The sequence below is a fragment of the Streptomyces sp. NPDC046349 genome (assembly GCF_055587885.1).
In genome coordinates, this window is sequence record NZ_JBVJFK010000009.1 from 307,203 (window position 1) to 320,621 (window position 13,419).

Below are 13,419 nucleotides of genomic sequence, written 5' to 3' on the forward strand. Positions count from 1 at the left end.
CGCGGAAGAGGAGGAGGACGCGATGAAGCACATCAGGGTGGGCGACCTGGTGACCGGCGAAGTCGTCTCCGTGACAGCGGATGCCGCCCTCCAGGAGCCGGCCGAGCTACTCGCCCAGCACGACGTTTCCGGCCCTCCGGTCCTGGACCACGAGGACCGCGTGGTGGGTGTGGTATCGCAGAGCGACCTCTCGGCCCACGCGGCACCGGACCCCCGTCCGGCCCGGGAGAGCGGCCCGTTGGCAGAGGCCTCGACGACCGCGAGCCTCATGTCCGCGCCCGCGATCACGGGCCGCGCCGAGGAGACGGCCGCCGACGCCGCCCGGCTGACGACCCGCCGGGGCATCGGCTCCTGCCCGTCGTCGACGAGGAGGACCGCCTCGTCGGCATCGTCACCCGCAGGGACCCCCTGCGCCTGTTCGTACGCCCGGACTCCGGAATCCGCCGACGCGTCACGGACGAGGTTTCCGGCGAGATACTCGGAGTGCCTGCCGGTGACGTCGGCGTCCACGTGGTGGACGGCATCGCCACCATGGACGGCCGGGTCGGCCGCCGAAGCCGGCTCACCGCACTCGTCGGCCTCGTCGAGCGGCTCGACGGGGTTTTCGCCGTGGCCTCTCCCGTGGCGGCCCGCATCGACGACACGCCGCCGGTCCCGGCCGGCCTTGCCCGCCACACACCGCTCCGGTGACGTGGCCCGCCCGCACGAAGGGACGACCATCCATGGATGAGCACGTGACCGTCGGGGTCGACGGATCACCCGAGAGCCGGGGGGCCGCGCGCTGGGCCGCACAGGAAGCCGTCCTGCGCCACGTGCCCCTGCGCCTCGTGCACGCCGTCGACTGGCCCTTGGACCCGGTCCTCCCGGGCCTGGGACGCCAGGACATCGACCGCTGGGCCGACCTGGCCCTGACGGAGGCCACGCAGGAGTTGCACCGCCGTCACCCGGACCTGGAGATCACCACGCGCTGCCTGGCGGCCCGTGCACCGGCCGCCCTGGCGGCCGAGGCGGCGGGGGCCGGACTGCTTGTGCTGGGCTCCCGTGCCCTGGGCGGCCTGGCCGGGTTCCTCGTGGGGTCCGTGTCGATGTCCACCGTGGCAGCGACCGACACGCCGGTCGTCCTGGTCCGGATCACCGACGCCCCCGACGGCCCCGCCGCGCCGCAGGCCGCCTCCGGCGCCGAGGTGGTCGTCGGAATCGACATCCACGAATCCTGCGATCCCGTGCTCGCGTTCGCCTTCGAAGAGGCGGAACGGCGCAGCTGCGGGCTGCGTGCCGTGCACGGCTGGAAGCTCCCGCCCGCCTACACCTACGTCCCCTTCTTCGACCCCGACAACGAACGCGAGATCGCCGGAAGCGTCACCCACATGCTGGACGACATGCTGCTGCCCTGGCGGCGGAAGTTCCCGGGGGTGGAGGTCAGCCACGGTGTGTTCAGGGGATCCGCGGGCGACAGGCTGGTCCGGGCCTCGCAGGGCGCCTCGCTGGTCGTCGTGGGCCGCCGTCTGCGCCGTTCCCCGCTCGGCGCCCATCTCGGACCGGTGACCCACGCGGTCCTGCACCACGCGGCCGCTCCGGTCGCCGTCGTCGCCCACGAGTGAGAACACGAGCGAAAGGCGCGAGCGATGAATCGGCATCTGCGCACCGTCGACGACGTCATGACACATTCCGCGATCTCCGTCGACCAGGCCACCGCGTTCAAGGACATCGTCGAAACGCTGCGCATGTGGAACGTCAGCGCACTTCCCGTCGTCGCCGGGGACGGCAAAGTGGTGGGAGTCGTCTCGGAGGCCGACCTGCTGCTCGACGCACCGCGCACCGGCGCGGCCGACACCACTACGGCGGGCCGGCTGATGACCAGGCCGGCCGTGACCGTGACGAAGGAGGCCCCCCTCCACGCCGCGGCCCGCCTGATGGCCCGCAGCCACTTGAAGCGGCTGCCCGTCGTCGACGGCGACGGCCGGCTGACCGGCGTCGTGAGCCGCGGCGACCTGCTGAAGGTCTATCAGCGACCCGATGCGGACATAGGGTCCGAGATCCGCGAGATGATCACGTGCGAGCTGCTTCCGGGGCTGTCCGCCGAGGTACACGTCCATGTGGACAACGGCATCGCCTACCTGTACGGATCGCTGCCGGAGCCCGCACTCGAGGACGCCGTCGCACGGGCCGCGGGAACCGTGCCCGGCGTCGTGGCCGTCAGGTCGGACTTCACCGTACCCGTGTCCGCGTGAGGGCGGCCGCCATGAGACACCGCAGCGTCTCGGACCTGATGACACCGTCCCCGGTCACGGTGCGGCGTACCACCGCCTTCAAGGAGATCGCGCGCCTGCTGAAGGAGTTCGACATCACCGCCGTCCCGGTCGTCGACGCATCGGGGCGTCCGGTCGGCGTGGTCTCCGAGGCGGACCTGCTCCGCCGCCCGCCCAGTTCGGCGACGGCCGAGGGCCTGATGACCAGCCCGGCGATCACCGCACGGCCCGAGTGGAGCGTGGTCCGCGCTGCCCGGGTCATGCGGCGGCACCAGGTGAAAAGGCTGCCGGTGGCCGACGCCGAGGGCCGTGTGATCGGCGTGCTCAGCCGGGGTGACCTCATCCGGCTGTTCCTGCGCAGCGATCATGCCATTCAGGAGGAGATCATCGAGGACGTCCTCACCCGCACCCTCCGCATCCCTCCGTCAGCCGTCACCGTCGGAGTCGACGACGGTGTGGTGACGCTCAGCGGCGCGCTGCCACAGCCCGAGCGGATGCCGATCGTCCTCCGGCTCTGCCAGAGCGTCGACGGCGTCGTCGACGTCGACAACAGACTCACCGGCGAAGCGGAGCCGGACTGAGCCCGGACGGGCCCCGTCGGGCCGGGAGGGCCGCTCGGACCCTCCCGAGGCGGCTGGTGGACGGCCGGGAGCCCCGGACGGGCCGCTCGGGCCGGAAACGGGCCGCTCGGGCCTCCCGGCGTGGCGGTGGACGGCCGGGAACCCGCATCGGCGTCCGCCGGGCGCTGGAACGCCTCTCCCGGGGCCCCGCGCCCGGCCTGGGCCTCCCCGAGCCTCCGACCCCCGCCCCCCGGCCCCCCGGCGCCCCCAGCCCCGGCCGACGTGCTTGCGCGGTCCGACAACGCGGCGAGTGCCGGGCGGGCGTCGTGCCCCGGCAAACCATTCCGGTCACGGCACCAGCCGGCCGGCGTGACCGCCGGAGCGCTCAGGGGGCGAGGTCCCGGCGTCGGATCAGCAGATGGGCCGCCAGGAGCCCGGCCGCCCCCGCACCGGCCAGGACGCAGAGCTGGGGCCAGAGCACGCCCCCTTCGGCGAGGGCGTCGCCCGGCGCGTAGTAGTGGAACGGGCTCAAGTACCTCAGGGGTGCTGCGGGTGACCACGCCAGCGCGATGAAGTTGACGGCGAAGCCGACCGCTCCGATCGCGATGGTCGCGCCGACCACCTGGGCCCGCCTACGTCCCGCCGCCGACACGGCCATCGCCGGGCCGATCAGGCACAGGGCGAATCCCACTCCCATCAGCCCTGCGGCGAACACCCCGCCGATCGGCACGTCCTGGCGGATGTCCGGTGACAGGGCCACCCCCACCGCGACGGTGAGGGTCGCTGCCGCGTTCAATGCGAGTGCCGCGATCACCAGTGCGGCGGTCCGCTCCACCAGGAGTCTCGTGCGGCTGACGGGGCGCACCATCACCAGCTCCACCGTCCCGGATTCCACGTCCGCCGCCACGGCGGCCGCGGCGAGCGAACCGATCGCGGTCAACTGCATCGCGATCCAGAACGGGTGCGTGAGGCCGGCGCCCAGCAGCCCGGGATAGCTGGCGATGGACACGTCGCCGCTGGACCCGCTGAAAGCCCGGTAGGCCGAGGGCGGCCCCTTCCCGCCCGCGGAGAAGAGCTGCCCCGGAGGAATCGCGTTGGCGACCACCACGATGAGCGCCTCGAAGACGACCATGCCCACGATCAGGGCGGCCAGCATCCTGCGCCTGCGGTACAGGGCGAGCCACAGCAGAGGCCACCGTCCTCTCACGGCCCCTCCTGCGGACCGCCGTCGCGGTAGAGGTCCAGGAACGCCTCGTCCAGTCCGGCCTCCTCCACCGTCACATCGGTCACCGGAAGTCGCAGCAGCGCGCGCAGGGCGTCCACCACCTCGCTCGGCGGTACGAGCAGCTCCGCCCGGTCACCCTGCCAGTGCGGGGCCCACCGGTCGGCGTCACCCAGGGGACGGGGGCCGGGCCCGTCCGCGAAGGCCAGCCGGATGCGGCGGGCACGGGCCTCGCGCAGGCTCGCCACGCTCGCCACCGTCACCAGCCGGCCGTCCCGTACGATCGCCACCCGGCCGCAGGTGCGCTGTACCTCCGGCAGGATGTGACTGGACAGCAGGACGGTCCGCCCGGCGTCGGCGGCCTCTTCCAGCAGGGCGAAGAACGTCCCCTGCACCAGTGGGTCGAGCCCCTCGGTCGGCTCGTCCAGCACCACCAGGCGCGGATCGTGCTGCATGGCCTGCACCAGGCCGAGCTTCTGCTTCATACCGCGCGAATAACCCCCGACGGGACGGGAGAGCACGGCGCCCGTCAGCCCCAGCCGGTCGCACAACTCGCTGCGCCGGGGTACAGGGACTCCTTGCAGGGCGGCCAGCAGATCGAGCGTCTCCGCTCCGGAGAGTTCGGGGTAGAAACGCAGTTCGCCCGGCAGGTACCCCATGTGGGGTGCCAGCCGGAGGTGATCGCCCACCGGATCCAGCCCGAGCACCCGGACACGGCCCTCGCTCGGCCGCAGGAGCCCGGTGAGACAGCGCAGCGTGGTCGTCTTGCCCGCGCCGTTCGGACCGAGGAAGCCGAAGACTTCACCGGTGTGCACGGTGAGGCTCAACCGGTCGACGCCCCTCACCGGCCCGTACCGTTTGGTCAGGTCCGTCAGCTCGATCGCCGGCCCGTCGCCCATGCTCCCAGTCTGGTCCTGTCTCCGGAAGCCCGCCTGCTCACCCCAGGTGGCCTCGGGAGGTGACGCAGACGCAGCCGGACGGCGGGCGGTGCGGGAAGCCCTCATGAGACGTCCGCACCGTCCATCCAGCCTCCGTAGGGCTTCAGGGATTCCGGTCGCGGCCCCGCCCCGACCGCGGCCATGTCCCGGTGGGCGATCTGCCTGAGCTGCGCTGCGAGATCCTCCAGCGCGCGGGAGGCGGCGAGTTCGTCACCGATCTCGGGGACGTCCTTGTCCGTGGGGTTGCAGCGGGCGGTTCCGTGCCCGGTGAGCCGGTTGGTTCCGGTGTCGAGTTCGACGCGGGCCTTGGTGGTGCCGTCCTCCTCGAAAAGGTAGGTGCGGGTCTTCCACTCGGTCGTGTGCGACATGGTGTTCCTCCTGATTTCAGAAGTGGTGACGGCGGCGCCGGGCCCAGCGCCGGACTTCGTCGGTGCCCCAGACCAGCGGCGGGAAGACGGCAACGAGCAGAACGACGTCCCACGGCAGGGCGGCGGTGCCGAAGAGGTGCTGGAGCGGCGGCGCGTAGACGAGCGCCGCGGTGAAGGCGAGTTCGAAGGCGATGCCGGCGAGCAGCAGCGGGTTGGTGAAGAGGCCGATGTCGCGCAGTGCCGCGTGGTCGGTGCGCGCCGCGACCGCCGTACCGACCTGGCAGGTGACGATGCCGGCGAAGGTGGCGGTGGTGGCGGTGAGGTAGGCGTGGTGGAGTGGGGTGCCCGGGCCGGTCGGGTCGCCGGGGTGCCAGCCCGCGCGCCAGAGCACATAGAAGAAGGCTGTCATCACCAGGGCGGCGGAGACCGTGCCCAGCCAGCCCCAGCTGCGGACGAGCATGTCCTTGTTGATCACGCCCTGTGTGCTGGGCCGCGGTGGTCGTGCCATGACGCCCGGTTCGGCGCGTTCGCGGCCCAGGGCCAGGGCGGGGAGCGTCTCGGTGCCGAGGTCGATGGCGAGGATCTGGAGCACGGTCAGCGGCAGGGGAACGGTTCCTCCGGACAGGGCGAACACGAGGAAGGGCACGACCTCGGGAGTGAGGTGGGCGAAGATGTAGACGATGAACTTGCGGACGTTGTCGTAGACGCGGCGCCCGGATTCGATCGCCGTGACGATGGTGGCGAAGTTGTCGTCGGTCAGGACCATGGTTGCGGCCTCGCGTGCCACGTCGGTGCCCGAGCGTCCCATGGCGACGCCGATGTGGGCGCGGTGCAAGGCCGGGGCGTCGTTGACCCCGTCGCCGGTCATGGCGACGATCCGGCCGTGGGCCCTCAGCGCGTCGGCGACCTTCAGTTTCGTCTCGGGCGAGGAGCGCGCGAAGACGATCTCCGTGCCGGGCAGGCGCAGCAGGTGGTCGAGCTCGTGGTCGTCGACCGCCTCGGACTGGGCGACGACGCGCAGGCCCGCAGCGCCGATGCCGACGGAGCGGGCCACGGCGGCGGCCGTGGCACCGTTGTCGCCGGTGACGATGTGGACGGTCAGCCCTGCCCGGTGGCAGCGTTCGACCGCGGCGGCGACCTCCGGGCGCGGTGGGTCGTACAGGGCTACGAGCCCCAGCAGGTGGAGGTCCTGTTCGGCCTGCTGACGTCGTGCCGGGGGGGCGTCGCCGGCCGGCAGGTCGCGGACGGCGACGGCCAGTACCCGCATGCCGTCGGCCGCCAGGGCGCCGGCGGCGTCCCGGGCCGGCCGGGCCGGCTCTCCGGCCGCCAGCAGTGACAGGACTGCCTCCGGAGCGCCCTTGACGATGACGCGCAGTCGGCCCCGGTCGGTCGTCTGGACGACCGACATCAGGCGCAGGCGGGGATCGAAGCGGAAGCAGGCACGGCGGTCGGCGTCCCGGCCGGCCGGATTCAGCGGTTCGGCCCACTGCGCTGCCCCGTCCACCAGTGCGATCTCGGTCGGGTCGCCGTGCAGCCGGCCGTCGGACTCGCGCGTCACGGTGGTGCACAGGGCCGCCGCACGGACGAGCTCGCTGTCCCGGGGCCCGGCCTCCGTGCCGTGCTCCGGAGTCCAGATCCCGTGCAGGCGCATCTCGTTCCGGGTGAGGGTGCCGGTCTTGTCGGTGCAGATCACATTGGTGGAGCCCAGTGTCTCCACGGCGCTGAGCCGCTTGATGACAGCGCCCTGCCTGGCCAGGACCCTGACGCCGACGGCGAGGGCGAGGGTGATGGTCGGCAGGAGCCCTTCCGGCACGTTGGCGACGAGCAGGCCGATCGCGAACATCAGCGAGTCGGTCACCGGCAGGCCGACGGCGACACCGATCGCGAGGAACACCGCGCTCATGGCGACGGCGACCGCCGCGATCAGCCAGGCCACCCTTTTGACCTGCTGCTCCAGCGGGCTCGGTTCGCGTGGGGTGCGCTGGCTGAGCGCGGCGATCCGTCCGAGCTGCGTGTGGTCCCCGGTGGCATAGACGATCGCCCGGGCCTGGCCCTCGGTGGCGCTGGTACCGCTGAAGACGAGATTCGGTTCCTGGAGCACCGGCACGGCCTGGAGGCCGGGGCCGGCCAGGCGTTCCACCGGGGTGGATTCGCCCGTCAGCATGGACAGGTCCGCCTCGATGCCGCCTTCGGTCAGCCGGGCGTCTGCGGCGATGCGGTCGCCTTCCTCCAGGGCGATGAGGTCGCCGGGTACCAGGTCCCGGGCCGGGACGTGTTGGGGCTGCCCGTCACGGATCACCCTGGCCTGTGCGGGGAGGTAGCCGGCCAGAGTTTCGACGGCCTTCTCGGCCTGCCGTTCCTGGACGAGCGCGAAAGCGGCGTTGACGAGGACGACCGCGATGATCGCCCAGCCGAGCACTTCGATGTCTGCGATGAAGGCGAGCGCGGCGGCCGCCCACAGCAGCAGCGCCAACGGGTGGGCCAGTTGACGCAGGAGTTCCCTCGGGACGCTGGTCCGCGCGGTCGGTCTGACCTCGTTCGGCCCGTACACGGCGAGTCGCCGTGCCGCTTCCCGGCTCGACAGGCCCGAAGGCCCCGTGTGGAGCTCCTGGCGGAGCAGGGGAAGCGGCTCCATGGGGTCGGGCACGACGTCCCGGGCGAGCCCTTCGTCGCCGGGACCGTCAATCATCGTCCGCTCCGGGGCGCAGGCGGCCGGTCCAGCGGGGCTCGACGTCCTCCCATTCGGATTCCCATGCCCGGGCGCTGCGGGCGTCCACGACCCGGATGCCCGTCCGGACGAAAGCTCCCGCCAGGAACGTGATCCCGGTGGCGGCCATGGCGCCGAAGCCGAATGCCTGCAACGCGAGGTCGGCAGCCACCGGCGGCGCGGTCGCGGCGTCGCCCCGGTCGTCGACCCATACCCGGACGGTGTCTCCCTGCCGGGTCCCGGCCGGGACGGGGACGGTCTCCGCGTGTCTGCGGTCGGCGGGATAGTGCCAGGCGACGGTAGCCACCACGACGGGCCGCTCACTCGTGCCCGATCCGGCTCGGTGGCTGGTCCCGCCGACGGCCGTGGCAGTGACGGCGTGCCGGTGCCGGGCGAGCACGTCGGCGGCGCGGCTGCCGTCGGTCCAGGCATCCCGGCCGACCGCGATGCCGCAGATCACCGCGATCAGGCAGCCGACGGCGAAGGCGGCGTGCAGGCGCGAGCGGGTGCGGTCGGCCCTCCGCCGGAGCGGATTGGTAGCCGGCCGTAGGGTCCGGTCGTCCATCGCTCACCTCCACGCTGCGCGGGTAGGGGGCCGAGCCGCCCGGTCAGGCGGCGCCGAGTTCGGCGCTGATGTGGTGGGCCCAGTCCTCGATGCGGTCGGGGGCGCGGTAATCGCCGCCCTTGCCCTGGCGGAGCATCGACCGGGCGAGAAGTCCGGGGGTGCGAGCCGTGACGCTGCCGCCGAACGTCTTGTGCTCCCGAGCGCCGATGAGCTGCATCTGCCGCGCGACGGCGGGAACCGGGGGGATGTCGCGTTCCTCGGCGGAGCGGTCGAGCGGGCCGCTGCTGAACAGCCAGACCGGGCGGTGCCGGAGGGCATCCGCGTTGCGTTCTGCGCAGCGCTTGGCCTTGCCGCTCCAGTGACCGGCGTAGAGGGAGCCGCCGAGGACGACGGCGTCGTACCCGCGGACGTCCTGGACGTCACCGGCGGGCAGGACGACTGCCTCGATGCCGTCCTCGCCGAGGGTCCTGCCGATCTGTTCTGCGATCCCTGCCGTGGCTCCGTGCCTGGTGCCGTAGGCGACCAGGACCTTTTTGGCGGTCATGGAGGGGCCTCCTTGCCTGAGGGTCCCGTGTTCTCGGGCTGATGCCACTGTCAGGCCGCCGGCGGCGGCTGCGCATGGGCCGGACGGATCCCTGCGGGGGCCATTCGGTCCTCGCCGCCGTGGCTCGCCTCGGCTGCGGCCACGTGCTGCTTGACGGCGGCGAAGCTGTCCGGGGCCACGGAGATCGAGTCGATGCCGACGCCGACGAGGAACGCGGCGAAGGCGGGGTCGTCGCTGGGACGCTGACCGCACAGGCCCACGGGGCGTCCCGCGGCCTGCGCGCGCTGGACGAGCATGCCGATCAGGCAGGTGACGGCCGGATCGTTCTCGTCGAAGACCTCGGCGAGGGCTTCGGAGTCGCGGTCCACCCCGAGGGTGAGCTGGGTGAGATCGTTACTGCCGATGGAAAAGCCGTCGAAGCGTGTCGCGAAGTCCTGGGCGAGAAGGATGTTGGCCGGGATCTCGGCCATCACGTAGACCTCGAGCCCGTTTGTCCCCCTGCTCAGTCCTTCGCCGCCCATCACGTCGAGTACCTTGTCGGCCTCCTGTGGAGTGCGGCAGAAGGGGATCATGACGATGACGTTGGTCAGGCCCATCTCGTCCCGGACCCGGCGCAGGGCCCGGCATTCGAGGGCGAAGCCCTCCCGGTATCCGTCGCTGTAGTAGCGGCTCGCGCCCCGCCATCCGATCATCGGGTTGGCCTCCGCCGGCTCGAACGACCGCCCGCCGAGGAGCTTGGCGTACTCGTTGGTCTTGAAGTCGCTGGTGCGCACGATGACGGGGTCGGGCCACCGGGATGCGGCGATCCGGGCGATGCCGCGGGCGAGGCGGTCGGTGAAGTAGCTGGTCCGGTCGAGGTGGCCCTCGGTGAGCTGGTCGACGGCGCAGCGGTCGGCCGCGTCCAGCCTCTCGGGGTGCAGCAGGGCCATGGGGTGGACCTTGACCTGGTGGGCGACGATGAATTCCAGGCGGGCCAGGCCGACGCCGTCCGCGGGCAGCCGCCACCAGCGGAAGGCTGCCGACGGATCGGCGAGGTTGAGCATCACCCGGGTGCGGGTGGCGGGCAGGGCGGTGAGGTCCGTCTCGCTCTCCTCGTACGGCACCCGGCCCGGATACACCTTGCCGCGGCTCCCCTCCGTGCATGAGACGGTGACTTCGGCGCCTTCCTGCAGGACCTTGGTGGCGTCGGCGGTGCCGACGACGGCGGGGACGCCGAGCTCGCGGCTGACGATCGCCGCATGTGAGGTGCGGCCCCCATGGTCGGTGACGATCGCGGCGGCCCGCTTCATGATCGGTTCCCAGTCCGGGTCCGTGATCGAGGTGACGAGCACGGCACCGGCGGGGAAGCGCTCCAGTTCCACCGGAGTGTCAAGACGGCACACGGGGCCGACGCCGATCGCCTCACCGACCGCGACGCCCTCCACGAGTACCCCGCTCGGCATGCCGGTCAGTCGGCACCGGCGCAGTGTCGCGGAGCGCCGCCGGGACTGCACGGTCTCCGGCCGGGCCTGCACGATGGCCAGCTCCCCGGTGATCCCGTCCTTGGCCCACTCCAGGTCCATGGGGCAGCCGTAGTGCTCCTCCACGGCGACGGCCCACTCGGCGAGACGGCGGACGTCGGCGTCGGTGAGAACCCGTCGGGCCCGCTCTTCGGGTGTGGTGTCGACAGTGTCGGTGAGTCCGGCTTCGGCGTAGACGGCCTTGCGTCGTTTGGCTCCGAGGCGGACGTCGATGACGGGGTTCAGCGCGGGGTCCTTCAGGGACGGCTTGAATACGGTGTATTCGTCCGGGTCCGTCTGACCGCTGACCACCGTCTCGCCGAGCCCCCAGGCCGCACTGACGACCACGACCTCGGGGAATCCGCTCTCCGGGTCGAGAGTGAACATCACTCCGGCTCCGGCGAGGTCCGAGCGGACCATCGCCTGAATGCCGACGGACAGCGCTGTGCGCAGATGGTCGAAGCCCATGCGCTCGCGGTAGTCGATGGCCCGGTCGGTGAAGAGCGAGGCGAAGCAACGGTGTACGGCTTCCAGGAGCTGCTCGCTGCCCCGGACGTTCAGGTACGTCTCCTGCTGGCCGGCGAAACTCGCTTCCGGCAGGTCCTCGGCAGTCGCGCTGCTGCGCACGGCGACCTCGGGGTCGGGCCGGCCCAGTCGGCGGCCGAGATCCGCGTATGCCGCGGTGATCTCGTCCCGCAGCGCCTCCGGCAAGGGTACCGCCATGATCAGGGACCGGATTTCCGCGCCCGTGTCCTCCAGCGACGCGCCGTAGTGGAACCGGTCGAGCTGCTGTCGGATCCGGCTGCGGAGCTCGTCTCGGTCGAGCAGTTCGTCGTAGGCCTCCGCAGTGGTGGCGAAGCCTGGCGGTACGGTGACGCCCGCCGGGGCCAGCCGTGCCGTCAGCTCGCCGAGGGAGGCGTTCTTGCCCCCGACGCGGCCGACGTCGCCGCGGCTCAGACTTGTGAAGGGTATGACGCGTCGCGTGTGTCCCATGACGACCTCCGGGGCCCTGCTGGCGGCGGTGCTCAGTACGGCAGCGGGCGGCCGGACGGTGTGCGCAGGTCCAGCGGAGCGGGGTGGTCGGGCTGCTTCGGCCGAGTCCGGATCCGTACGCGCTGCATCGTGGTCACCCTCTTAGGGAAACGGCACCGGTTCGGCGTCCGTAGTCCCACGGTCAGCCGGAGGGGGGCGGTGTCCGCAGTGCCAGGGGGGTCCGATGCCAGGGCCGAGTGGCCCCCCCGTGCATGGGGCCGGTGGGCCCCCGAAGGACCCGCCGGCTGTCACCGCCGCTCAGTCCGGCTCCATGTAGGGACGGCGGAAGACGGGGGCCTGACTGCTTCCCCACGGGTGTACGGCCGTCAGCGCCCGGACGACGGCGGATTCGAGGGAGCCGCCGGTATCGATGGTGACGGCGTCGGGCCACGGGTCTTCTCGGGCGGCCATGGCCCTGGCGACCGCCACGTCGGCGTCGGACGGTCCCGGTGCACGGCTCTCGATCCTGGCCTCAGCGACGTGGCCGGGAGCGTGGCAGTGCAGTGCCACGAGGTCGGCGTCGGCGCGTTCGGCGACGCGGACGGCGGCTTCGCGCTGGTCCGCATCGATCCAGGTGGCGTCGAGCACCACCGACTCGCCTGCGGCAAGCAGGGTCGACGCGCGGTCGAGGAGGGCCGCGTACGCCTCTGCCGTCCGCTGCGGTGTGTACAGGCCCTCGCCGTAGGCGGCCGCCGCCGACTGCTCCGCGGGGATGCCCGCGACTTCCTTTCGGATCCGGTCGGTACTGAGAAGTGTCACGCCGAGGCGGTCGGCCAGGGCTCCGGAGAGGGTGGACTTCCCGCTGCCCGGGAGCCCGCCGACCAGTGTCAGGCCGACGGAGGAGGTGCGCAGGTGCCGCAGGGCGACCGCTGCCAGGCGCCGCGCCGCGGTCTCCGCGCCCGGGGCTCCTTGGGCGGCCTGGATCAGGGACACCTTGGCCCGTACGCAGGCACGGTAGGCGACGTAGTGGTGCCGCAGGGAGGGGGGTGCCGGGTCACCGGAGTACGCGCCGTACCGGGCCAGGAAGTACGAAGCGGCTTCGGGAGCACCCAGATGTTCCAGGTCCATGGCGAGGAACGCGGCGTCGTCGAGACCGTCGACGTAGCGCAGGTGGTCGTCGAACTCCAGGCAGTCGAGGATGCGGGGACCGTCGTCGAGGCAGAAGATGTCGTCGCCGAGCAGGTCTCCGTGGCCGTCGACGATCCGCCCCTCGGCGATGCGAGCGTCGAACAGCTGCTTCCGGCCGGCGAGGTAGCGGCGGACCAACAGCTCGGTCTCGGCCAGGCCGGCGGGCAGGTGTTCAGGACCGGTCAGCTCACGTACCTGCGCGAAGCCGGCTTCCCAGCGTGCCGACAGCGCGTCCCTGGCGCCTTGTGCGTCCACTTCCGGGCCGCGGGTGGCACCGGCATGGTGCGCGGCGAGCCGGCGCGCGACGGCGTCCAGGGCGCGGTCCACGTCCACGCCCTCCGCCACCAGCGTCGAGAGGCGGCGGCCGGCCGGCATCCTGCGCATGACGACCACCGGTTCGGGGACGTCCTCTCCGGGGCTTCGCAGCTGCCCGACCCCGAGGTAGACATCCGGCGCGAACTGCCGGTTGAGGGCGACTTCCCGTTCGCAGGCGGTACGGCGCGCGGCCACGGTGCTGTAGTCCAGGAAGCCCAGGTCGACCGCCTTCTTGAGCTTGTAGGCACGGTCTCCCATGAAGAGGACCACGGCCGTGTGGGTCTCGCACACT

The 13,419-nt window shown here is 72.2% G+C and carries 12 protein-coding genes and 1 pseudogene; 5 read left to right on the plus strand and 8 right to left on the minus strand.

Annotated features, from left to right (window positions below):
- Positions 1–22 precede the first annotated feature (22 nt).
- From ACZ6JS_RS22875 to ACZ6JS_RS22895, 5 genes and pseudogenes are all read left to right on the plus strand, one after another.
- Positions 23–133 (plus strand): annotated as a pseudogene (locus tag ACZ6JS_RS22875) (CBS domain-containing protein); the annotation flags it as partial.
- 350 nt (positions 134–483) lie between these two features.
- Positions 484–690: a hypothetical protein gene (locus ACZ6JS_RS22880; RefSeq protein WP_469300555.1), complete on the plus strand. Its 207-nt coding sequence runs from the start codon at positions 484–486 to the stop codon at positions 688–690.
- 32 nt (positions 691–722) lie between these two features.
- Positions 723–1,601, plus strand: coding sequence for a universal stress protein (locus ACZ6JS_RS22885; protein ID WP_469300396.1), 879 nt, complete (start codon positions 723–725; stop codon positions 1,599–1,601).
- Between the two features lie 24 nt (positions 1,602–1,625).
- Positions 1,626–2,231 carry a CBS domain-containing protein gene (locus tag ACZ6JS_RS22890; protein WP_469300397.1) on the plus strand — a complete coding sequence of 202 codons (606 nt, stop codon included), beginning with the start codon at positions 1,626–1,628 and terminating at the stop codon, positions 2,229–2,231.
- An 11-nt stretch (positions 2,232–2,242) separates the two neighbouring features.
- The gene (locus ACZ6JS_RS22895) at positions 2,243–2,830 is read left to right on the plus strand and encodes a CBS domain-containing protein (protein ID WP_469300398.1); all 588 of its coding nucleotides are present in this window, start codon (positions 2,243–2,245) and stop codon (positions 2,828–2,830) included.
- 364 nt (positions 2,831–3,194) lie between these two features.
- Here the strand turns inward: ACZ6JS_RS22895 and ACZ6JS_RS22900 are convergent, their stop codons facing one another.
- From ACZ6JS_RS22900 to ACZ6JS_RS22935, 8 genes are all read right to left on the minus strand, one after another.
- Complete coding sequence (locus ACZ6JS_RS22900; RefSeq protein ID WP_469300400.1) at positions 3,195–4,016, minus strand: hypothetical protein; 822 nt, start codon at positions 4,014–4,016, stop codon at positions 3,195–3,197.
- Positions 4,013–4,930: an ABC transporter ATP-binding protein gene (locus ACZ6JS_RS22905; protein WP_469300402.1), complete on the minus strand. Its 918-nt coding sequence runs from the start codon at positions 4,928–4,930 to the stop codon at positions 4,013–4,015. The genes ACZ6JS_RS22900 and ACZ6JS_RS22905 overlap by 4 nt, the downstream gene beginning before the upstream one ends.
- A gap of 101 nt (positions 4,931–5,031) precedes the next feature.
- A complete protein-coding gene (locus tag ACZ6JS_RS22910; protein ID WP_469300404.1) occupies positions 5,032–5,337 on the minus strand; it encodes a DUF1876 domain-containing protein in 306 nt (101 codons plus the stop codon).
- Positions 5,338–5,353: 16 nt separating this feature from the next.
- Entirely contained in the window at positions 5,354–8,026 is a 2,673-nt protein-coding gene (locus tag ACZ6JS_RS22915) for a cation-translocating P-type ATPase (protein ID WP_469300406.1), read from the minus strand.
- Positions 8,019–8,609 carry an Rv1733c family protein gene (locus ACZ6JS_RS22920; RefSeq protein WP_469300408.1) on the minus strand — a complete coding sequence of 197 codons (591 nt, stop codon included), beginning with the start codon at positions 8,607–8,609 and terminating at the stop codon, positions 8,019–8,021. The genes ACZ6JS_RS22915 and ACZ6JS_RS22920 overlap by 8 nt, the downstream gene beginning before the upstream one ends.
- Before the next feature lie 43 nt (positions 8,610–8,652).
- The gene (locus tag ACZ6JS_RS22925; protein WP_469300410.1) at positions 8,653–9,153 is read right to left on the minus strand and encodes a flavodoxin domain-containing protein; all 501 of its coding nucleotides are present in this window, start codon (positions 9,151–9,153) and stop codon (positions 8,653–8,655) included.
- Between the two features lie 50 nt (positions 9,154–9,203).
- Complete coding sequence (ppsA, locus tag ACZ6JS_RS22930) at positions 9,204–11,645, minus strand: phosphoenolpyruvate synthase (RefSeq protein ID WP_469300411.1); 2,442 nt, start codon at positions 11,643–11,645, stop codon at positions 9,204–9,206.
- A 297-nt stretch (positions 11,646–11,942) separates the two neighbouring features.
- Positions 11,943–13,418, minus strand: a complete 1,476-nt coding sequence (locus ACZ6JS_RS22935) for a bifunctional aminoglycoside phosphotransferase/ATP-binding protein (protein ID WP_469300544.1) — start codon at positions 13,416–13,418, stop codon at positions 11,943–11,945.
- Position 13,419: the final 1 nt, after the last annotated feature.